Here is a 21,011-nt window from a genome sequence, read left to right as displayed (position 1 = left end):
TGAGTGGAGAAACAACGCGTGCGAACTTTTGCAGAACTAGAACTGGATCCTCAACTTCTAATGGCACTGGATGACATTGGCTTTGAGCGACCAACCGCAATCCAAGCTGACGTGATCCCTCATGGTATGGATGGCCGTGATGTACTGGCGTCAGCACCAACGGGAACAGGTAAAACTGCCGCCTTTGTGCTGCCTTTATTGCAGCACCTTCTGGACTTCCCACGCCAGAACCCAGGCCCTGCTCGTGCACTGATCCTGACCCCAACCCGTGAGTTAGCGATCCAAGTTGCTGACCAAGCGCGTGCATTGGCAAAATACACAGACTTAAAAATTATCACCATTACGGGTGGTATTTCTTACCAAGAACACGCTGAGATTCTTGGTAAGACACAAGACATCGTGGTGGCAACACCAGGACGCTTGATGGAATACGTGGAAGGCGAGCGCTTTGATTGCCGCGCCATCGAAAGCTTGGTGCTGGATGAAGCTGACCGTATGCTAGACATGGGCTTTGGCCCCGCGGTAGAGCGTCTGTCACACGAATGTCGCTGGCGTAAGCAAAGTATGCTTTTCTCAGCAACGCTGGAAGGCAAAGGTATTCAAGGTTTCAAAGAAACACTGTTGACCGATCCTGTTGAAGTCACCGCAGAGCCGCCGCGTCGTGAACGTAAAAAGATCACTCAGTGGTATTACCGCTGTGATGACATGAAACATAAATATGCGCTGCTGAAATCGATTCTTGCTGATCAAGCGAATCGCGCAATCATCTTTGTTAAAACGCGTGAGCGTTTGGCTGCCCTTCGTGAAGAGTTGACCAAGCAGAAGGTAAGCTGTGCGTGGATCCAAGGTGAAATGGCACAAGCTAAGCGCACCAACGCGATTGAGCGATTCACGAAAGGCGAAATCAACATTCTTCTCGCCACTGATGTTGCTGCACGTGGTATCGATGTGCCAAACATCAGCCACGTCATTAACTTCGATTTACCACGTAAAGCCGATGTTTACTTGCACCGTATTGGTCGTACTGCGCGCGCAGGTAAGAAAGGCAACGCAATTTCACTTGTCGAAGCACACGATCAAGCCATGATGGACCGTATTTGCCGCTACATGGATGAAGACGTCAAAGAGCGCCATATCGAAGGTTTGAAGCCGTCGCACAAAAAACCTGCTTTCAAGAAGAAAAAGGTCAAAGCACCGAAGAAGGTGTTAAAAGCCAAAGCCAAGAAAGTAGCAAAGAAAGTGGCGAAAAAATCGGCCAAGAAAACAGAAAAAACGGAAAAATCGTAAATATATAGATTTTACATCCCAATAACGTTAAAAAAGGAGGCTGAAAGCCTCCTTTTTTTGTTTCTTGCGATCACTCGCAGCAAAAAATGCTACTCAGTCAAAGGAATAAGGCTGAAGATCGGGCTCACAAACCGCCACACAATTAACACAAAATATTAACAATTTGTGTCAGTTTGAGATTATCCTGCGGCTGGATAACAAATAGCCTGTCCAATGTTTTTTATTAGAGGGATCTTATAATGCAATCTGTTGTTGATTTTTTAAACAGTATCATCTGGAGTCCAGTGCTTATATACCTATGCTTAGGTGCTGGCTTGTTCTACTCCATCGCAACACGCTTCGTGCAAGTCCGTCAGTTCAAAGAAATGACCCGGCTGCTGTTCTCTGGCAAGAGTTCAGAGAAAGGCATTTCATCATTCCAAGCACTGGCCGTTTCTCTGTCTGGTCGAGTCGGTACCGGTAACATTGCAGGTGTCGCCGCTGCCATCGGTTTCGGCGGTCCAGGTGCCATATTCTGGATGTGGGTGGTGGCGTTTCTTGGCGCTGCAACGGCGTATACCGAATCAACACTGGCGCAAATCTACAAAGAAGAAGACAACGGCGAGTTTCGTGGTGGTCCGGCTTATTACATAGAGAAAGCCATGGGTCAGAAATGGTATGCGTGGATTTTTGCCATTGCGACGATTTTTGCATGTGGTGTATTACTGCCGGGCGTTCAATCAAACAGTATCGGTAATGCCATAGAAGCGTCATTTGGTTCTGGGGAGATGATTGAAACGGCACTCGGCACATTTAGCACAGCCAAAATTATCACGGGTGCACTCATCTCTATTCTGCTTGGCTTCATCATTTTTGGTGGTGTTAAGCGTATTGCAAACTTTACCCAAGTGGTTGTGCCCTTCATGGCGCTAGCCTACATCATCATCGCGTTCGTCATCATTTTGCTCAACATCACTGAAATCCCGGGCATCATTGCGATGATCGTGAGTGATGCCTTCACACCAATGGCAGGCTTCGGCGCAGCGATTGGTTGGGGTGTTAAGCGTGGTGTTTACTCAAACGAAGCAGGTCAAGGTACTGGTCCTCACGCGGCAGCGGCGGCTAACGTACAGCACCCTGCACAGCAAGGTTTGGTGCAATCGTTCTCGATTTACATCGATACCCTACTGGTGTGTTCAGCAACCGCGTTTATGATTTTGATCACTGGTGCGTACAATATTCACGGTGCAGGCGACGCCTTCATTGTTCAAAATATTGCCGCTGATATCGCTGCGAACGGCCCAGTGTTCACCCAGATGGCGATTGAAAGCACCATGCCAGGTTGGGGCAAGCCGTTTATTGCTGTTGCTCTGTTCTTCTTCGCCTTCACCACTATTTTGGCGTACTACTACATTGCCGAAACCAACATTGCTTACATCCGCCGTACTTTTAAAGTATCAGGCATGATGTTCGTTCTTAAAGTGGTTCTGATGACTGCTGTGTTCTATGGCACGGTCAAAACAGCAAACCTTGCTTGGGCAATGGGTGACGTTGGCGTAGGCTTGATGGCATGGCTGAACATCACGGGTCTGTTAATCATCTTCTTCCTTGGCAGACCTGCTTTGGTCGCACTGCGCGATTACGAGCGTCAGCAAAAAGACGGAGTGGAAGAGTACACCTTCGATCCTGTGAAGTTGGGCATCAAAAATGCCGACTACTGGGAACAGCGTCTGGCACGTCGAACCCAAGAAAGCGAAGTGGAAATTGTTGCAGGTAAACCTGTAAATCCCACGGCGTAATCTAGACGTAAAGACAGCAGACAAAACGAAAAAAGGTTAGCGAAAGCTAACCTTTCAGACTACTGACAAAGCCCTAGCCATTTGGCCGGGGCTTTGATCTAATAAGGGGTAAGCAAATCAATCATGGATTGGGTGGCATGCTTAAAGCCCCTGGCCCTCAGCAATATGAACTCGAGATGGTGACACTCGAACAATGGGTTACCAAGAGCCACCTCGTTCGTCAAATCGATATCGATTTTGAATCTATCCACGATGAAATCGAGAGCATTCCGAGTTAAATCGGCGTTTGTCGCCCCAAAGCACCGTAGCACCGTAGCACCGTAGCACTGCGAATATAAGAACAGACGGCATTCTGAAGGAGGCGAAAGCCTCCTTTTTAATATTTAGCGAAAAACAAAATGACTAATATCCGATAATATATTTAGTTTTCATTGCAGGTTGAACCATCATACGAACCGCGATAGAAATAAAATGACTGGCTAGAACAACAAATATAAATACAACCAAAAACCTTAAAAGATCAACAGATGGAATCTGCAACTCAACTGGCAACCTCTTCAACACAGTCAATACCCAAGGATGCAAAAAGTAAATGGCGAAACTGGCATTGGCAAGATGATCAATATATTTACTCCTGAACTTAAACCCTTCAAGAAGGTAGTATAAAGACAATGACATGAATACTTTTTGAATAAATATAATATCAATCCCACCATACTCAAACAGGGGTTTTATGTAGTTTCCCTGATGCCCAAGACTGTACTGATACGCAGATATGAGGAGCGTTACCAAAAACAACATTAAACCGCGAGACTGACAATTTACTGTAATTCTTTCACGGTGCTTTGAAACCATGATCCCTAACAAGTAGAAAGGGGTAAAGTAAATGAGCATCTGGAATGGGTTAATGTTATCAAGAGATCGATGTACAAACAAAGACAGTAAAGACAACAAAGAAAATAGTGCAATTTGTTTCTTTCCTGACATCAATGCGTATTGGCGGTGAAGCGGGGCACACATAAACAAGATAACCGCAAATGGAATATACCAATATGCCGTCAACATACGCCCTGTTAGATAGTACTTTATAACGGTTACTAGTGATGAGTCATCAGAAGAAAAAAAGCGAGTATCCAACGTGTAAAACTCACTATCAAAATACCCACCCTTTGAAATCATTAACAATACAATCGCTAATGTAGAGAGTAGTAAATAAGGAGATATCACACGTTCAAATTTTGACTGAATAAATTTCTTATAATCATACTTCACCATGAATATATGGTGAAACATGAAACCTGAAATGAAAACAAAAAGTGCTGTTGAATTACTTAGTAAATTCTTTATGACCGATAGGTATCCAGTGGTATTTTCCAATCCATAGGGAAACACATGTACTGACACTATCATCAATATAGCAACTGCTCGATAATTGTTAATCGATTGTAAAAACACTCTATCATTATTCCTTTTTCTCACGGGGAATAGCCAAATGAAAGAAAGGAAATAACAACCCTGCTTTTATCTACTGAAATGATTCGTGAGAATGCAATTATGTCTTGTATCCCCAAATAGCCAATTACACCGAAATTAAATTTCCTATCTAATATCAGTGTCGAATGCCAGAGAGAACTGCCATTAATATGGGTATTTAAAGGAACGCCAAACGGGTAAACTTAATAACACGCTTACCTTAGCGATAAGATACTTGCTCTTTGAATATCAAACAGATCATGAAAAACCAAATGCGAGTCAATTCAAAGTAAAATTAGAGTGAATGGCATTACGTTACGTGTGGAAAAAGCCAACCGAAATGTGCAATTGGCTCTCTTTAACTATCAATCATCATGCGCAAGCAACCTGAAAGTGCACCATGCGGGAAGTGCACTCGTTGCGAGTGCTTTTATTGCTCTTCGCGTTTAAACACCAACTCCTTATCATTCGACTCTTCTGCACTAAACCAGTAACCCGCTGTATCAAATGCTTTCAGGCCTTCGACAGAGTCAATTCGGTTATCGATGATATAGCGTGCCATCATGCCGCGCGCTTTCTTAGCGTAGAAGCTGATCACCTTGTATTGACCCTTTTTGCAGTCTTTGAATACAGGCGTAATGATCTGCCCTTTTAATTTGGCGGGTTTTACCGACTTGAAGTATTCGTTCGACGCCAAGTTAACTAAGACGTTGTCCCCTTGCGCGTCTAGCGCGTCGTTCAGCTCACCTGTGATGATGTCACCCCAGAACTGATAGAGGTTACTCCCACGATCGTTTTCAAGCTTAGTGCCCATTTCAAGGCGATACGGCTGCATTAGGTCCAATGGTCTTAGCAAACCATACAAACCAGAGAGCATACGCAAGTGATCTTGCGCCCACGTAAACTGGTCGTCACTCAGGGTTTCGGCTTCAAGGCCGGTATACACATCCCCTTTAAATGCCAGAATAGCAGGGCGTGAATTGTCTTGGGTGAACGTGGGTGACCATTCAGAAAAACGCGCGGCATTGAGGCCTGCAATTTTATCGCTCACCTTCATCAAACTGCCGATATCAGCCGGCGTAAGCTTACGGCACACTTCAATCAATTGTTGTGAATGCTCGGTCAACGTCGGCTGTGTGAAACGCTCTGTCGCCAGCGGTGATTGGTAATCCAAGGTTTTGGCTGGAGAGACCACAATCAACATAATGTTATTCCCTTCAATCTGTTATTAACGAAAGAGTACCATTAGGCACAAAAAAAGCCACGCTGGGCGGCATGGCTTTTTCCAATCGTTGTCATCGATGAAACCAAATTGATCACATTGCGCGCGGCTTCTCGTCAACTGAAGCATCAGATACGACCTGCGGAGGTTTACCCCAAACACCAGGCTCAATTTGAGTGATCAATTCTGGGTGGTGACGGCTTTTGAAGGTAGGCACCTTTCCACTATCGAGTTGCTGATTATAGTCCTTAGCCAATTTCACGACCGTGCCAGACAGCAGCAAAATCGCCACCATGTTGACAATCGCCATTAATCCCATAGAGGTGTCGGCCATGATCCACACCACAGGCAATTCAGCCATCGCACCAAACATCACCATGCCAAGCACAATCATGCGGAAGATATTCAATCCCACCTTGTGATTGTGTTCGAGAAAAATCAGGTTCGTTTCTGCGTAAGAATAATTGGCAATAATCGAGGTAAACGCGAAGAAGAAAATGGCGACTGCCACAAAAATCTCGCCCCACGCACCCACTTCACTCGACAGTGCACGCTGAGTCAATTCAATACCCGTGATCTCACTGCCCGGCATGTATTCGCCTGACATTAGAATAATGGCGACTGTCGCGGTACAAATCACGATGGTATCGACAAACACGCCCAGCATCTGAACATAGCCCTGTGACGCAGGGTGCGGTGGATACGGTGTGGCACTCGCCGCAGCATTCGGCGCTGAGCCCATGCCCGCTTCGTTTGAGAACAGACCACGCTTAATGCCCTGTACCATGCCTTGCGCAATGGTGTAGCCCAATGCACCTGATGCCGCTTCTTCCAACCCAAATGCGCTGCGGAAAATCAGTGCGAACACGTCTGGTACTTTCTCTAGGTTGGTCAGCATGATGTAGAAGGCCAACAGCAAGTAGAGTGTCGCCATCACGGGCACGATCAATTCTGCCGTGCGGGCAATTTTGCGAATACCCCCAAAGATGACAAACGCAGACATCAGAACCAGTGCAATCCCTACATAAAGTGGGTCGAAACCAAAGGCAACGTAAGCGGCTTGCGTGATTGAGTTAGCTTGAACAGAGTTAAACACCAGCCCGAAAGCCACGATAAGCAAGATGGAGAACACAACGCCCATCCAGCGCATACCCAGGCCTTTTTCCATGTAGTAAGCGGGGCCGCCCCGGAAATTCCCGTCATCATCACGGGTTTTGTAAAGCTGCGCCAAAGTGCTCTCTGCAAACGCCGTGGCCATGCCCAATATGGCAATTAACCACATCCAGAAAATAGCGCCGGGGCCGCCTAGTGTCAGTGCAACAGCCACACCGGCCATGTTCCCCGTACCCACACGGGCTGCGAGGCTGGTACACAGTGCCTGAAAAGAGGAAATACCTTCACTGTCCGACTTACGGCTGTTTTTCATCACCTTAAACATGTGGCCAAAATGACGGATCTGGATGAAACCAAGACGCAATGTAAAAAAGATCCCGCCACCGATAAGTAGATAGATGAGCACCGATCCCCAGATGAGATCGTTCAAAAAGTTAATCAGACTTACCACGCCTACCTCTCTTTACGCATAAACATTCTCGCAGCGACTAAGTCTCCATTTCGGAGCGTGCGACTTGAAACAACCAACAAACACTAGAACATGTTCACCTTGGTCGAAATAGATGAGGAACGTTTGCCCCCCAAAAGGGTTCAAAACTCCCAAAATGTGTTGTTTTTGTCTTGGTATTGCGGAGGGTTCCCGCTATTTGAGGCGAGATGATGAAGGTTGCCAATCTAAAAATCAATATGACAACTGATTCATATGGATGCACTATTTATGGCATCACAAGGTGTTGAGAAGTCAATAAATATGCATTCCATCAACATAGACGAAACATCTTATTCGGGAGATCAGGTCTCTGCTCACTTATGTTCACGCGCTGTGACTGTTTTGTTCGTGATGTAAGTCTGTTGCTATGACAGGGCTTTTTGCGCATTCCTCGCAACCGTTTGCAATGACCTGCACCAAGGCATATTAACGCACTGCAACTGCGCGCATTTTGACCAACTCACTTATAATAGTGATTGATCTCTCATAAAAACTTCACTGAGGTGTAACAAATGAGAAACACTTCAATTTTATTTTATGAAAGGTTTGATACTTAATTAGCAACCGCTAGGTATAACGAGGTGAATTTATGGATAGCTTTGCCTTTGACAACATTTTCGAACAAGAACGTCCTCAACGTGGTGGGCGTGCCAAACAAGCAAAACGGAAATGGAGAGAGATTGAAGCGCTGAAAGACCAACAGCGCCTGCGTAGAGAGCTTCAAGATATTGATATGCTCGGCGACTTCAGCAGCAGTGAATATGAACTCTAAGCTGAATACCCATTAGGTTATAGCCCTCCCACGCACAGGATTGTGCGCCAGACGGAATCGTGAAAAAGGCACCCGCTCGGTGCCTTTTTATTGTCGTTTGAATAACGGTGTTGATGAGATATTTATAGCGCAGCAGCCAACTCTTTAAAGCGTACCGCCACTTGTTCACCAAATAAGGGATCCAATTCCTCTTCTTCCCATTGCGATTGCAAGTAGTTCCAGTCGTCAGCAGTAAGGGTTTTCTCAATGGCGGGCAACACCGCTCTTTCTTCGAGCTCCAAGTGATTGCGCTGGTGCTCAACAAACCCTGTGAGTTTGTCTGCGAAGACATCGAGTGGGACAACAGCGTCCATCAATATCATTTCAACCGATTCGGCAAATTCCGACGTGAGGGCTGACAACGCTTCGTGTTCTGCATCCAGCTTAGCGACGCCTTCGTGATCCTGATAATGGGAGATATAGTAGTGATAGATCAGATCTTCTTTCGGATGATGGAATTTTTCCGCATACTCCTGCAAGTACAGCACCGTGTCTCGGATCAGGCCATAGTTCACTGGCTTTTCATCACGAATAGCGGCCAACTTTTGGTTGAGTAACTTAAGCAGTCGGCTTATGTTGCGGTGATCTCTATGAATGCTTGCTACTAACATAGCGCCTCCTTTCTTCATTCCTTAGGCTATTTCAGTCTAAACCTCCCGTGTAATGAGAACTTGCGCGTGGTCATTTTTTGTTCAGTTAGTGTGTAGCATGAATGGAGCAAAAAAAACCCGCGATCCGTTTCACGAATGCGGGCGATATGTGTCTGCTCGATCTATCAGCTATCAGCTATCAGCTATCAGCTATCAGCTATCAGCTATCAGCTATCAGCTATCAGCTATCAAGAGAAGGCTGCCAGTCAATAGGCCGTTTGCCCATCTTTTCTAGCAAGGTGTTGGTGGTAGAAAAATGCTTACAGCCAAAAAAGCCACGATAAGCCGATAATGGCGACGGGTGAGGCCCTTCAAGCACATGGTGACGATTGCGATCAATCGCTCTCCCTTTTTTACGTGCATGCGCACCCCACAGCAAAAAGACCACCCCCTCTCGATACTGATTCACAGCATCAATGATGCGATCCGTGAAGGTCTCCCATCCCAAGTGCGCGTGCGAATTCGCATTACCTTGCTCCACCGTGAGTACGGTATTCAGGAGGAGTACTCCTTGATTGGCCCAGCTTTTTAAATAGCCGTGGTCAGGTATCACAAAGTCATCAATGTCTTGTTCCAGCTCTTTGTACATATTCACCAAAGACGGCGGTGTTTTGATGCCTGGAAGGACAGAAAAGCACAAGCCATGCGCTTGATTAGGCCCGTGATAAGGGTCTTGTCCTAAGATAACCACCTTCACATCAGCAAGTTCAGTAAAACGAAAAGCATTAAAGACATCTTCTTGCGGGGGATAAATCACTTTTCCTTGTGCTCGGGCTTCTTCGACCGAATCCAATGTCTGCTTTAAGTAATCCTGCTCTTGCTCCTGACTAATTACGTCATCCCAAGTGACTGACTGCGTCATGCTGTCCTCGCTCTCTATGAATTTACGAACCTATACCGTAATCGAACCTATACCGTCATCGAACCTGAACCGTCATCGTCGCTATCAGGCAACTGAGACTGTTTCCGCGGCCTCAAACTGGCGTAACAAGCGTATTTCATCTGCCCAGCGCTCTGGCTTTATGGTTTCCAAAATAAGGGGGATCCCGTTGAAGCGTTGATCTTGCATGATCACTTCGAAACACGGTAAGCCAATTTCACCTTCACCCAGCGCCTGATGACGATCCACGCGACCACCAAGCGGCGTTTTCGAATCGTTCAAATGCATTGCACGCAGAAAATCAAACCCCACTAAACGATCGAACTCTGCGAACGTTGCCTCGGCGGCACTATGTGTTCGCAGATCATACCCTGCGGCGAAAGCATGACAGGTATCAATGCAGACACCCACGCGAGATTTGTCACTCACCTGCGAGATGATCGAAGCGAGTTGCTCAAACGACCAACCCATGTTGGTTCCCTGCCCTGCGGTGTTTTCAATCACAGCAACCACATTTGGCACCGCGTCATGGGCAAGGTTAATGGATTCTGCAATCAACGATAGGCACGCTTCTTCACTGATTTTTTTCAGATGACTACCCGGATGGAAGTTCAGCAAAGGTAAACCTAGGGTTTGGCAGCGTTCCATTTCGTCGATAAAGGCATCGCGAGATTTGATCAGCTTGTCTTCTTCTGGTGCGCCAAGGTTAATCAAGTACGAATCATGGGGAAGAATTGCCTCGGGGGCAAAGCCCAGCGCTTGGCATTTCGCCTTAAACGATGCGACGGTCGCAGCTTCCAATGGTTTTGCCTGCCATTGACGTTGATTCTTGGTAAACACTGCGAAGGCGTTGGCGCCAATTTCAGCAGCATTAACAGGTGCTTTATCCACACCACCAGCGGCCGAAACATGCGCTCCAATAAATTTCATAACGTTTCTCACTTTGTTTATAGCCAAACAAGCATCTTGAGGTTGCTGGGTATAGTAACTGACAACAGTTTAAGTTACTTAATCCAAGATAAAAGCAGAATATTTACCGCAAACCGCCCCTTGAAATGTAGTAATAAAATTACAAATGTAACTTTCGGCCAATCTTTAGCTTGTTATCGAATTGTTTAAATACAGATAGTTAAGTTTTTATTGATTAAGCGCAAGAAATCAAAGGCGACAATTGGGCATATTTTGATTGTATTTTGACTAAAATCAAAATAACCTTACGAATAGTAAGGTATACAAGTACCCAGCTCATCAAATGATGGAAAATTAAAACCACCAAGCCTATCAAGGGGAAAGAATATGATCACTGGTATTCAAATCACGAAAGCCGCTAACGACGACCTGCTGAATTCTATCTGGCTGCTGAACAGCGAGACCAATGAAGCGCGCTGCATCGCTGCTAAAGCAGGCTTCGAAGCAGACCAAGTTATCCCAACCGCCGATCTGGGTGAGTACGAAAGCCGCGATATCGCGATTGAAGTACCAGCGAAAATTGAAGGTGGACAACACCTGAACGTTAACGTCCTGAAGCGTGAAACACTGGAAGATGCTGCTAAGCACCCAGAAAAGTACCCACAGTTGACGATTCGTGTATCAGGTTATGCTGTTCGCTTTAACTCGCTGACCACTGAGCAGCAACGCGACGTTATCGCACGTACTTTCACTAGCTCTCTGTAATAGATACTTCTATATACAAACCGCTAGAATGAAAAAAACCGGCCAATTGGTCGGTTTTTTATTTTTCAGCAAAGGCTTATCAGCCAGCTACCTTCATCAGGTATGCGCGAAGTTGTGCAAATTCTGCATCTTGCTCCACAGATAGCAAATCCATCACGGCATGTTTCGCCAAAGGACCTGGCAGCGGAATATCTTGACCCAAGATCTCATCCACTGACTCTTTAAACTTCGCAGGGTGCGCCGTACAAAGGAACAAGCCATGCTCACCATCTTGGAGTTGCTCGTTCAACGCACGGTATGCGATAGCGCCATGTGGCTCGCATAGATAACCTGCATCAAACATCGCTTTTAACGTTTCTGCCGTTTCTTCATCGGTTACTGCCGCTGAACCCAACTCATTCAAGCCCCAGCCCTGAAGCTGACATAGCTCTTCGATACGCGGCCAGTTGTTTGGCTGGCTCACGTCCATAGCGTTAGACAAGGTAGCGATAGTTGGTGTTGGCGTCCATTCACCCGTTTTTAGGTAACGTGGCACGGTATCATTTACGTTGGTCGCGGCAATAAAGCGTTTAATTGGCAAGCCAATCGCTTTCGCCAATAAACCTGCAGTGAGGTTACCGAAGTTACCACTTGGTACGGCAACCACGAGGTTCTCGCGCTGCGCTTTCGACAGCTGTGATGCCGCTTCGAAGTAGTAACAAATCTGTGCCATCAAGCGGCTGATATTGATGGAGTTCGCTGAGTTAAGGCCAATAGCAGCGCGAAGCTCTGCATCGTCAAACGCATCTTTTACCATGGCCTGACAATCATCAAACGTGCCGTTAATTGCCACTGTGTGGATATTACCACCTAGGGTACAGAACAGTTTTTCCTGCAGCGGGCTGATCTTGCCTTTCGGGTACAAGATAACCACTTTGATGTTTTCCATGCCGAAAAACGCATGGGCAACTGCCGCGCCAGTGTCACCAGATGTGGCGGTTAGGATAGTCACTTTGCCACCATCAGAAACAGCCGCGAGTGATTGCGCCATAAAACGGCCACCAAAGTCTTTAAACGCTAGCGTAGGGCCATGGAACAGTTCCAAGGCGCTCACAGTATCCGTGACTTTTTCAACCGGTGCTGGGAACTGAAACGCGTTTTCAACCATACTGCGCACAGTGTCTGGCGTTAGTTCATCGCCGATAAACGCTGACAAGATTTCACTGCTGCGCGTGACAAAGTCTTTGTCTAGTAACGCATCAATGTCATCGAATTTTGGTAATTTACTTGGGAAGAACAAGCCTTGATTGCGGCCTAGCCCTTGTTTTACAGCTTGTCCGAATGAGACCTGCTCGTCATTTTCCTTGATATTGTAAAGCTTCATAGTTCACTTCCTGTCACTGCCGATCCCTTCACATCTAATCGACAGATGTGGACAAATCCTTCTTCATTTTGAACATAGTGGTCTTGCAACCACTTGGCGACGCGCTCAGCAACCTCTTTGTCATCAGTCACACTGAACAGCGTCGGGCCAGAACCAGAAATCCCAGTTGCTAGCGCCCCCGCCTCTTGTGCATAGCGTCTTGCATCCGCAAATCCGGGCAGCAGTTTCTCTCGATATGGTTCAGCAACCACATCTTTGATCATACTCGCCGCCAGTTGCGGTTGACCAGAGTAACAGCCATGGATAAAGCCTGCCAGATGACGGCCGTGATTAATCACATCTTGGCGGCGGTATTGTGCAGGTAAAATGGCACGTGCTTCGGCAGTTGATACTTTAATGCCCGGATACGCCATCACCCAATACCACTCATCAAAGCAAGGCACTTGCTGACTGATGATCCCCATTTGCTCGACCATCAATTGCAAGCCACCTAAATAGCAAGGCGCAACATTGTCGTAGTGCAAGCTGCCTGAAATCGCCGCTTCCATCTCACCCATCAGGGCAAGAAGCGTGGTTTCATCCAGCACATCATCGTGGAATTTATTCAGCGCATCCAATGCCGCAACAATAGAACAAGCGCTCGACCCCAGGCCGGAGCCGATTGGCATGTTCTTTTCCAGCGTCATGGCGATATTGCGAACAGGCTCACCCAGCTTTTCCATTTCTCGACAGAAAACGAGGTAGCTTTGGTAAACAATGTTTTCTTCTTGATCCGCTGGCAATTTATCAACGAAACTGCCAACGCAATGTAGGGTGAATGGTACATTGCCGCCATCCGTAACCATCACACGGTCGCCCAGCAAAGTGCCATCGATCGGTGATACTGCTGCCCCTAAAACATCAAACCCAACACTCACGTTGCCAATAGATGCTGGCGCATATACAACAACACTCATTATTACACTCCCAACTTCCAGCCAAGTGTACGCATCAAATCAGCGAACACACCTGCCGCAGTGACCTGCGTACCTGCGCCATAGCCACGCAACACCAATGGAATTGGCTGGTAATAGCGACTGTAGAATGCCAAGGCATTTTCGCCTTCTTTGATCCTAAACATTGGATCATCAGCATCAACGGCTTGAATTTTTACTGAGCACTGGCCTTTATCAATGCAACCGATATAGCGCAATACTTTCCCTTCCGCACGTGCTTGTGCTGCGATCTGATTAAAGTAAACGTCGGCTTCAGGCAGTTTCGCCATAAAGGCATCAACATCGCCAGAAGAATCAAAGCCTGGCGGTAATGCTGGCTCAACATTAACGTCTTCAAGCTCAAGGTTCATACCCGCTTCTCGCGCAAGGATCAGGAGCTTACGTGCCACATCCATACCAGAAAGATCGTCGCGTGGATCAGGCTCAGTAAAGCCGTTGTCTCGGGCAACAGAGGTGGCTTCACTAAAGCTTTGACCTTCATCGAGTTTACCGAAGATGTGAGACAGCGAACCCGACAGAATGCCTGTGAATTTCTCAAGTTCATCGCCGGCGGCAATCAGGTTTTGCAGGTTTTCAATAACAGGCAGACCCGCACCCACTGTGGTGTCGTACATAAACTTACGACGCGTTGCGCGCGCTGACTTACGCAATTGTTGGTAATACGCCATGCTTGCCGTATTGGCCTTTTTGTTCGGCGTGATCACATGGAAGCCAGCCGATAGGAAATCTGCATACTGATCAGCAATTGTCTGATCCGAAGTACAGTCAATGAACACAGGGTTAATAACGTGGTTTTGCTCAACCAAATGCACCATGCGTTGCAGGCTAAACGGCTCATCAACCTTGGTCAGTTCGTCACGCCAGCTATTTAGGTCAATCCCTTTGCTGTCCAGCAACATGCCACGGCTATTTGCCAGTCCACAAACGCGAATAACGATGCCTTGACCCGCGAGTTTCGCTTGTTGGCGTTTCACCTGTTCAACCAATTCGCCACCCACGCCACCCACACCGACAATAAACACATCAAGGTAGTGGTTGCTGTTAAAGAGGTTTTCGTGACACGCTTTCACCGCTTCAGATACGCGATTGTCTGGAATAACGGCTGAAATTGAGCGCTCAGATGAGCCCTGAGCAATCGCGACGATGTTAACGTTCACTTCTGCCAAAGAAGTAAAGAACTGAGATGCTACGCCTTTCGCTGTGCGCATTGCATCGCCGACCAGTGACACAATGGCGACGTTATCGACGAAATCAACAGGCTCAAGCAGACCGTCTTTTAGCTCAAGCTCAAAGTTCTCTTGCAGTGCACGCTGTGCCAGTGGCTTGTCTTGCGCTTCAATACAGAAGCTGATGCTGTATTCCGACGATGACTGAGTGATTAGCACGACAGAAACACCCGCCGCTGACATTGCGCCAAATACACGCGCAGCCATGCCGACCATGCCTTTCATGCCAGGGCCAGACACGTTAACCATGGTCAGCTCGCTCAAGGTCGTAATACCTTTAACTGCAAGATTGTCTTCACCATTGTCAAAACCAATCAAGGTGCCAGCACCCTGAGGGTTTGCCGTGTTTTTAATCAGACATGGGATATGGAAGCGGGCAATAGGAAGAATGGTTTTCGGGTGGAGGACTTTCGCACCGAAGTAGGACAGCTCCATGGCTTCTTGGTAGCTCAGTGATTTCAGCAGTTTTGCGTCAGGTACCAAACGGGGGTCACAGCTGTAAACACCGTCTACGTCAGTCCAAATCTCGCAGCACTCAGCGCGCACACACGCAGCCAAAACAGCTGCTGAGTAATCCGAGCCGTTCCGCCCAAGTGTCACCAATTCACCTTGCTCATTGGCGGCGGTAAAGCCTGGCATCAAGCCAATGTGTTTCGCAGGGATCGGATCTTTGACGAATTTTTCGGAGGAGATTTCAATATCTACCATGGCTTCAAGGTAGTCACCTTTTGCATGAAGGTAGTGAACAGGGTCGATCACAAAGGTGTTGTAGCCACGAGCCTTTAGCAACGCAGACATGGTGGCAATGGAGAGGCGCTCACCTTTACTAATGATGCGCGCATAGATGTTATCAGGACACAGTCCTAACAGCGCAATACCATGAATATATTGCTTTAACTGGCCAATGGAACGTTCTAGCTCAACATAGAGCGCTGCTTTATCAAACGCCGCTTCCATCTCGGCCAAACCGTCAAACAGATCAGAGAAAATGGTCTCTATCAGGGCAACTTGGCTGTCAGCCTCGCCATGTTTAACTGTGTTATCAATCACATCAACAAGTGCATTGGTGATTTTTGCCGGTGCGGACAAAACCGCTGACACGTCACTCTGACAAGTGTTGCTCGTGATGATCTCTGCTGCGCGGCTAAAACGTTCCGCATTGGCTAGCGATGTGCCACCAAACTTTAAAACTCGCATCCTTACCTCCAACTCCTTCCCGAATCCGAAGATTCAATAACAAATAAGCGAAAAAAAAGCCCGCATCTTTTTAGTGCGGGCTTTTTTTTAAAATTCTGTGCATGTCAGCCCGCACCTTCACCCATAGTGATGGTAATAATGGTGATAATGGTTGTGGTACCGACTGTATGAAGCATCGCTTTGGACCTTCCATGCTGCGTTTTTATAACCTTTACCCAATGCAGGGTATCAGGTCAACAAAAATTTAAGTTATCTATCAAAAAAACGCCACAATTCGCAAGATCAAATTAACACAATTAAAAGATGAGAGAGCGCAGTATTCCAAGTCTTGACGCTTGCGATTGTGAAAAGAGCGCGACATAGTGAATTGAATTGAACAGAAAACCAACAACAGCGAAGGAGGGAACCATGGCGGTTGAAATGGAAGAGTTGGTTGCACAAACCATATTACAAGGCTCAGACGCCATGTATGGCCGATTTTTAGATGTGACGGCAGGCGCACAAGAACGCTTCGAGCAACGCGACTGGAAAAGCGTACAAAGTGCATTAAAAACCCGCATCAATTTTTACGATCATCATGTGGCACTGGTTAGCCAGCAATTAAAAACCATGCTGGACAAGCAACACGCCACTCGCTCCTTTCTTATGGCCGTCAAAAACTCCTATAGCCACTTGCTGGATGACTATCCGCGCTACGACATCGCAGAGAGTTTCTTTAACTCTGTGTACTGCCGTATGTTCGACCATAGAAACATCCGCCGTGACAAACTATTTGTAAATAGCTCTCAGGGCGGACGAATTCCCAAGTACCCAACGCCATTACTAAAGCGCTACCCCTCACAACACAACTTGATCCAAACCGTCGAGCGCATTCTGGATGACACGCCGTTTACTCTACCTTGGGTCAATAAAGCGAGAGATGTGCATCGCATTGTCGAAGCCATGCAGCATCGACTAGGGCCACAGCTGACGAATGAAGTCACGATAGACATGATTCGGGAGCCATTTTTTCGAAATAAAGCGGCGTACTTAATTGGTCGCATCGACATGGCGAATCAAACTCGTCCTCTGGTTTTACCCATTTTGGTTAACTCACACGGTGAACTGTATGTCGACGCCTGTATCACAGACTCTGATGATGTCAGTGTCATATTCGGCTTCGCTCGTTCTTATTTTATGGTGTACGCGCCGGCTCCGGCTGCATTGGTTGATTTTCTTAACCAACTCATGCCACACAAAACGCCAGCACAACTTTACACAGCAATAGGTTGTCAAAAACACGGCAAAACAGAACTCTACCGCGAGTTTTTGCAACACATCGAAAACTCGGATGATCAGTTCGTTGTTGCGCCAGGCATTAAAGGGATGGTGATGTCCGTTTTCACCCTTCCCTCTTACGGTTTCGTGTTCAAGATCATTAAAGACAAGTTCGCCCCGCAAAAAGATGTGACTCATGCCATCGTAAAAGAAAAGTATCAGTTAGTTAAAGAGCACGATCGCGTAGGCCGAATGGCAGATACCCTTGACTATAGAAACTTTATCTTTCCAAGAGATCGATTTAGCGACGAGCTCATCGAAGAGTTACTCGACGTTGCAGAATCCAATATCAAGCTAACCAGCAAAGAAGTTCACATTCGCCACCTGTACATGGAACGACGAATGATCCCTCTCAATATTTATCTCGAACAGGCGGATGATGATGAGCTTCGTGAGGCAGTGCAAGGCTATGGGGATGCCATTAAGCAATTGGCGGCAGCGAACATTTTTGCCGGCGACATGTTGTTTAAAAACTTCGGGGTATCACGTCACGGTCGCGTTATCTTCTATGACTATGACGAGATCTCTTATTTGACCGAAGTGAACTTCCGCCATATTCCACCGCCACGCTTTCCAGAAGATGAAATGGCTGCAGAGCCTTGGTACAGCGTGGGAGAATACGATGTGTTCCCCGAAGAGTTTCGCACCTTTTTGTTGATCAACCCCAAGATCCGCGCCTTGTTTGATGAACTGCACTCTGATCTTTTTGATGCGGAATATTGGAAAGGCCTGCAGACCAACATTCAACAAGGTCAGTTCAACGATGTGTTTCCTTACCGCGAGGAGTCACGTTTTTCCAATCTGTAAAAGTGTGATTCAAAACCGCCACTGACAGAAAATTGGCATCAATACAGGCATAACAATTGCTTTATTTTTAACCACCCCGAGATGGCGGCAATGCAAAACCATTACCGTGACGGGAGTGAGTTAACAGCGGTGAAAAATTCATGACAGTCCGGCAACAAAAGCGAGACAAGTGAACTAGAATAATTACGCCGTCTAATAAAAACGAATCAGGGAGGGGAGTTAATGAAGAAAATCTTACTTGCCATTACCCTGCAATCAGTGGCTTTTTTCACATTCGCGCAGGGTTCGTTACCGCTGTATGAATACATTGAGGAAGATAACCGAGACCCTTGGTTTTCTCATTCAATATCAACTGGCGGACAAAGTTTTGACAGCTGGACAATCAGTTCCGGCTATCACTACCCCGTCTTCAAAAATATCAATGTCTATCTGGCAACAGAAATGACAACAGAGTCTGATTACAATGCAGGCGCCAAAGGTGTACTTAGCGGTCTTCAGTACAATTTTAACGACGCACTAAGCTTTGGCAGTAGCGTGCAGGCAGAGCGGGTAAACGAAGAGACGATAGGCACTGTCGGTATGAGCAGTCAATACAGACTCACCGACAAGCTAAACCTTGAAGCCAAATTTGATTACAGTGTGAACCAACAACCGGCGGCATCCGCTAACTACCAATTTGGTGTCGGATACCGCTTCTAACGTTATCTCTGCTCTTCGCCGAATTCGACGGGGTGTTGACTTACCATGACCCCGTTTAGATCTGCAAACAGATAATCGCCGGGCGAAATTGGCACATCGTGAATACGCAAAGGGACGTCTTCATCGCCCGCGCCACGCTTTTCAGTTTTTATTGGGCAAACGCCGAGTGCCTTAACGCCCAACGGCATTTTGCTCAGCGCACTTGCATCCCGCACTGCACCAAACACCACAATGCCTTCCCAGCCATTTTCAACCGCTCGCTCCGCCAATAGATCGCCTAGCAGTGCCTTGTTCAAATTGCCATGGCCATCAATTACCAGCACTCGCCCCTCTCCAGGCTTGCCCAGTATGTCTCTCACTTTTGAATTGTCTTCAAAGCAGCGCAATGTTTCCACGCGACCCGAGAACGCAGAGCGCCCACCAAAGTCACGCCACTGCACAGGTATCCAATGAACATCGTCACCATGCGCATCGCTAATATCTGGCAATAAATCTTCCATGCTTTTTCCCTCTCGTGGCAATCCATACTCCACTAAAGGTAGCAATCTCGTGGGACTCTGTAAGGTCATCCGCCTCAAAATGAATATTTCTTATCCCGTTAGCTATTCGTCGAAACGTCTTATTTTCGACCTAACATCACCAACTAACGCAAAACTTTGTTCAAAATCAAAAGCCAATCCATTGATTTTTCATGTTCACATTCCTCTGCGGGGCAATACACGTTTTTTATGAAATATCGCTAGATCTGCCAACGCTCTCACTGCGAAATGGTTGACCCACTATGAACAAAATGCTCTGATAGCCCTGAGTTGTTACACAATTTTCACACCTGTTGTAATAGTACGAAATGGATTAAACTCGTTGGTAATATTTGAAACGTTTTTTGGCACAAAATTCCATTATTTGTGACCACAAAGGCTGAGATTGACGTATATCAATAAAAATTAAAAAAAGTTGCGTTGATTTATTACTAAATATTGTTAGCACGCTGTTAAATGAATACAATCAGCCCTATCCAATGGATTTGCTAGCCAAAATGATTTGACTAGTAGTATGCAGCGCGATTAAACGCATCTGTAATCACCTTCTCTAAGGATGGCGTTTGTATCAGGGGAGTATGCCGAATAGGCAAGTAGAATACTTTTGATATACTTTCTCTGTTTGTAACTTTTCTTCATAGAGTCTGAGTACTCTGTGAGTGTAAATACCAGATTCCTTAAAGAAATTAGGTAACGCCAATGCAAACCCCTCACATTCTGATTGTTGAAGACGAACACGTCACTCGTAACACGCTGAAAAGTATCTTTGAAGCGGAAGGTTACACGGTTCTAGAAGCCAATGATGGCGAAGAAATGCATCAAGTGCTGTCGAACAATCAGGTTCACTTGGTCATCATGGATATTAACCTTCCAGGCAAGAACGGCTTGCTGCTGGCACGTGAACTGCGTGAACTCGGCGACATGGCACTGATGTTCCTAACTGGCCGTGACAACGAAGTCGACAAGATCCTAGGCCTGGAAATTGGTGCGGATGATTACATCACCAAACCATTCAACCCACGCGAACTGACTATTCGTGCTCGCAACCTTCTGACACGTGCAATGAGCCAAGGCGCACTGCCAGAAGACAAGCGTTCAGTTGAAAGCTACGTGTTTAATGGTTGGACATTGGACATCAACAGCCGTTCATTGATCAGCCCAGACAACGAGCAGTTTAAACTGCCTCGCTCTGAGTTCCGTGCTCTGCTGCACTTCTGCGAAAATCCGGGCAAAATTCAAACTCGCGCAGATCTGCTGAAGAAAATGACCGGCCGTGAGCTGAAGCCACACGACCGTACTGTTGACGTGACAATCCGTCGTATTCGCAAGCACTTCGAATCATTTGGTGACACGCCAGAAATCATTGCGACGATTCACGGCGAAGGCTACCGCTTCTGTGGCGAGTTAGAAGATATCTAACTCCCTCGCATCGAGCGTTACTGATACACATGAAAAAGGCCTGCATTGCAGGCCTTTTCTTTTTTTATTTT

The 21,011-nt window shown here is 46.7% G+C and carries 18 protein-coding genes and 1 other annotated feature; of the genes, 8 read left to right on the top strand and 10 right to left on the bottom strand.

The window, feature by feature from the left end; genetic code table 11:
- Nucleotides 1-18 precede the first annotated feature (18 nt).
- The 3 genes from srmB to AB8599_RS02360 all read left to right on the top strand — a co-directional run bounded on the left by srmB (nucleotide 19) and on the right by AB8599_RS02360 (nucleotide 3,343).
- The gene (gene srmB / locus AB8599_RS02370) at nucleotides 19-1,287 is read left to right on the top strand and encodes an ATP-dependent RNA helicase SrmB (RefSeq protein ID WP_407332216.1); all 1,269 of its coding nucleotides are present in this window, start codon (nucleotides 19-21) and stop codon (nucleotides 1,285-1,287) included.
- A gap of 239 nt (nucleotides 1,288-1,526) precedes the next feature.
- A complete protein-coding gene (locus AB8599_RS02365) occupies nucleotides 1,527-3,065 on the top strand; it encodes an alanine/glycine:cation symporter family protein (protein ID WP_407332215.1) in 1,539 nt (512 codons plus the stop codon).
- A gap of 137 nt (nucleotides 3,066-3,202) precedes the next feature.
- Nucleotides 3,203-3,343, top strand: a complete 141-nt coding sequence (locus AB8599_RS02360) for a hypothetical protein (protein ID WP_407333246.1) — start codon at nucleotides 3,203-3,205, stop codon at nucleotides 3,341-3,343.
- Nucleotides 3,344-3,467: 124 nt separating this feature from the next.
- Here AB8599_RS02360 and AB8599_RS02355 read toward each other — a convergent pair whose 3' ends face one another.
- The 3 genes from AB8599_RS02355 to AB8599_RS02345 form a co-directional block, all read right to left on the bottom strand.
- Nucleotides 3,468-4,520 carry an acyltransferase family protein gene (locus AB8599_RS02355; RefSeq protein ID WP_407332214.1) on the bottom strand — a complete coding sequence of 351 codons (1,053 nt, stop codon included), beginning with the start codon at nucleotides 4,518-4,520 and terminating at the stop codon, nucleotides 3,468-3,470.
- Between the two features lie 448 nt (nucleotides 4,521-4,968).
- A complete protein-coding gene (yaaA, locus tag AB8599_RS02350) occupies nucleotides 4,969-5,742 on the bottom strand; it encodes a peroxide stress protein YaaA (RefSeq protein WP_407332213.1) in 774 nt (257 codons plus the stop codon).
- A 112-nt stretch (nucleotides 5,743-5,854) separates the two neighbouring features.
- The gene (locus AB8599_RS02345) at nucleotides 5,855-7,324 is read right to left on the bottom strand and encodes an alanine/glycine:cation symporter family protein (protein WP_407332212.1); all 1,470 of its coding nucleotides are present in this window, start codon (nucleotides 7,322-7,324) and stop codon (nucleotides 5,855-5,857) included.
- Between the two features lie 628 nt (nucleotides 7,325-7,952).
- Here AB8599_RS02345 and AB8599_RS02340 point away from each other — a divergent pair.
- Nucleotides 7,953-8,135, top strand: a complete 183-nt coding sequence (locus AB8599_RS02340) for a DUF3545 family protein (protein ID WP_407332211.1) — start codon at nucleotides 7,953-7,955, stop codon at nucleotides 8,133-8,135.
- A 122-nt stretch (nucleotides 8,136-8,257) separates the two neighbouring features.
- Here AB8599_RS02340 and AB8599_RS02335 read toward each other — a convergent pair whose 3' ends face one another.
- The 3 genes from AB8599_RS02335 to nfo all read right to left on the bottom strand — a co-directional run bounded on the left by AB8599_RS02335 (nucleotide 8,258) and on the right by nfo (nucleotide 10,634).
- Nucleotides 8,258-8,785: a hemerythrin domain-containing protein gene (locus AB8599_RS02335; protein WP_407332210.1), complete on the bottom strand. Its 528-nt coding sequence runs from the start codon at nucleotides 8,783-8,785 to the stop codon at nucleotides 8,258-8,260.
- A 220-nt stretch (nucleotides 8,786-9,005) separates the two neighbouring features.
- A complete protein-coding gene (gene ung / locus AB8599_RS02330) occupies nucleotides 9,006-9,686 on the bottom strand; it encodes a uracil-DNA glycosylase (RefSeq protein ID WP_407332209.1) in 681 nt (226 codons plus the stop codon).
- An 84-nt stretch (nucleotides 9,687-9,770) separates the two neighbouring features.
- Nucleotides 9,771-10,634 (bottom strand): deoxyribonuclease IV, encoded by an 864-nt coding sequence (gene nfo / locus AB8599_RS02325; RefSeq protein ID WP_407332208.1) that lies wholly within the window; start codon nucleotides 10,632-10,634, stop codon nucleotides 9,771-9,773.
- 366 nt (nucleotides 10,635-11,000) lie between these two features.
- On the opposite strand from nfo, the gene grcA reads away from it, so the two are divergent.
- The gene (gene grcA, locus AB8599_RS02320) at nucleotides 11,001-11,378 is read left to right on the top strand and encodes an autonomous glycyl radical cofactor GrcA (RefSeq protein ID WP_407332207.1); all 378 of its coding nucleotides are present in this window, start codon (nucleotides 11,001-11,003) and stop codon (nucleotides 11,376-11,378) included.
- A 79-nt stretch (nucleotides 11,379-11,457) separates the two neighbouring features.
- Here the strand turns inward: grcA and thrC are convergent, their stop codons facing one another.
- From thrC to thrA, 3 genes are read right to left on the bottom strand one after another with little or no spacing between them, the layout of a single operon-like run.
- Nucleotides 11,458-12,741, bottom strand: coding sequence for a threonine synthase (gene thrC, locus AB8599_RS02315; protein WP_407332206.1), 1,284 nt, complete (start codon nucleotides 12,739-12,741; stop codon nucleotides 11,458-11,460).
- On the bottom strand, nucleotides 12,738-13,697 hold the full coding sequence (gene thrB, locus AB8599_RS02310) for a homoserine kinase (RefSeq protein WP_407332205.1): 960 nt from the start codon (nucleotides 13,695-13,697) through the stop codon (nucleotides 12,738-12,740). Before thrB ends, thrC begins: the two co-directional genes overlap by 4 nt.
- A 2-nt stretch (nucleotides 13,698-13,699) precedes the next feature.
- On the bottom strand, nucleotides 13,700-16,159 hold the full coding sequence (thrA, locus tag AB8599_RS02305) for a bifunctional aspartate kinase/homoserine dehydrogenase I (RefSeq protein WP_407332204.1): 2,460 nt from the start codon (nucleotides 16,157-16,159) through the stop codon (nucleotides 13,700-13,702).
- 49 nt (nucleotides 16,160-16,208) lie between these two features.
- Nucleotides 16,209-16,325, bottom strand: a sequence feature (Thr leader region).
- Nucleotides 16,326-16,567: 242 nt separating this feature from the next.
- On the opposite strand from thrA, the gene aceK reads away from it, so the two are divergent.
- Nucleotides 16,568-18,283: a bifunctional isocitrate dehydrogenase kinase/phosphatase gene (aceK, locus tag AB8599_RS02300; protein ID WP_407332203.1), complete on the top strand. Its 1,716-nt coding sequence runs from the start codon at nucleotides 16,568-16,570 to the stop codon at nucleotides 18,281-18,283.
- Nucleotides 18,284-18,505: 222 nt separating this feature from the next.
- Nucleotides 18,506-18,982 carry a hypothetical protein gene (locus AB8599_RS02295; RefSeq protein WP_407332202.1) on the top strand — a complete coding sequence of 159 codons (477 nt, stop codon included), beginning with the start codon at nucleotides 18,506-18,508 and terminating at the stop codon, nucleotides 18,980-18,982.
- Between the two features lie 2 nt (nucleotides 18,983-18,984).
- Here the strand turns inward: AB8599_RS02295 and AB8599_RS02290 are convergent, their stop codons facing one another.
- A complete protein-coding gene (locus tag AB8599_RS02290) occupies nucleotides 18,985-19,482 on the bottom strand; it encodes a putative 4-hydroxy-4-methyl-2-oxoglutarate aldolase (RefSeq protein ID WP_407332201.1) in 498 nt (165 codons plus the stop codon).
- 738 nt (nucleotides 19,483-20,220) lie between these two features.
- On the opposite strand from AB8599_RS02290, the gene arcA reads away from it, so the two are divergent.
- Nucleotides 20,221-20,940, top strand: coding sequence for a two-component system response regulator ArcA (gene arcA / locus AB8599_RS02285; RefSeq protein ID WP_407332200.1), 720 nt, complete (start codon nucleotides 20,221-20,223; stop codon nucleotides 20,938-20,940).
- Nucleotides 20,941-21,011: the final 71 nt, after the last annotated feature.

Origin of the sequence: Enterovibrio litoreus (genome assembly GCF_045679545.1) — a bacterium.
GTDB lineage: Bacteria > Pseudomonadota > Gammaproteobacteria > Enterobacterales > Vibrionaceae > Enterovibrio.
This window is presented reverse-complemented; position numbering and strand designations above follow the sequence as displayed.

Bases quoted from the DNA above. Each gene is read 5' to 3' on its own strand.
- AB8599_RS02365 (WP_407332215.1), top strand. From the start codon at position 1,527: ATGCAATCTGTTGTTGATTTTTTAAACAGTATCATCTGGAGTCCAGTG.
- AB8599_RS02360 (WP_407333246.1), top strand. From the start codon at position 3,203: ATGCTTAAAGCCCCTGGCCCTCAGCAATATGAACTCGAGATGGTGACA.
- yaaA (WP_407332213.1), bottom strand. From the start codon at position 5,742: ATGTTGATTGTGGTCTCTCCAGCCAAAACCTTGGATTACCAATCACCG.
- AB8599_RS02340 (WP_407332211.1), top strand. From the start codon at position 7,953: ATGGATAGCTTTGCCTTTGACAACATTTTCGAACAAGAACGTCCTCAA.
- AB8599_RS02335 (WP_407332210.1), bottom strand. From the start codon at position 8,785: ATGTTAGTAGCAAGCATTCATAGAGATCACCGCAACATAAGCCGACTG.
- ung (WP_407332209.1), bottom strand. From the start codon at position 9,686: ATGACGCAGTCAGTCACTTGGGATGACGTAATTAGTCAGGAGCAAGAG.
- nfo (WP_407332208.1), bottom strand. From the start codon at position 10,634: ATGAAATTTATTGGAGCGCATGTTTCGGCCGCTGGTGGTGTGGATAAA.
- grcA (WP_407332207.1), top strand. From the start codon at position 11,001: ATGATCACTGGTATTCAAATCACGAAAGCCGCTAACGACGACCTGCTG.
- thrC (WP_407332206.1), bottom strand. From the start codon at position 12,741: ATGAAGCTTTACAATATCAAGGAAAATGACGAGCAGGTCTCATTCGGA.
- thrB (WP_407332205.1), bottom strand. From the start codon at position 13,697: ATGAGTGTTGTTGTATATGCGCCAGCATCTATTGGCAACGTGAGTGTT.
- thrA (WP_407332204.1), bottom strand. From the start codon at position 16,159: ATGCGAGTTTTAAAGTTTGGTGGCACATCGCTAGCCAATGCGGAACGT.
- aceK (WP_407332203.1), top strand. From the start codon at position 16,568: ATGGCGGTTGAAATGGAAGAGTTGGTTGCACAAACCATATTACAAGGC.
- AB8599_RS02295 (WP_407332202.1), top strand. From the start codon at position 18,506: ATGAAGAAAATCTTACTTGCCATTACCCTGCAATCAGTGGCTTTTTTC.
- AB8599_RS02290 (WP_407332201.1), bottom strand. From the start codon at position 19,482: ATGGAAGATTTATTGCCAGATATTAGCGATGCGCATGGTGACGATGTT.
- arcA (WP_407332200.1), top strand. From the start codon at position 20,221: ATGCAAACCCCTCACATTCTGATTGTTGAAGACGAACACGTCACTCGT.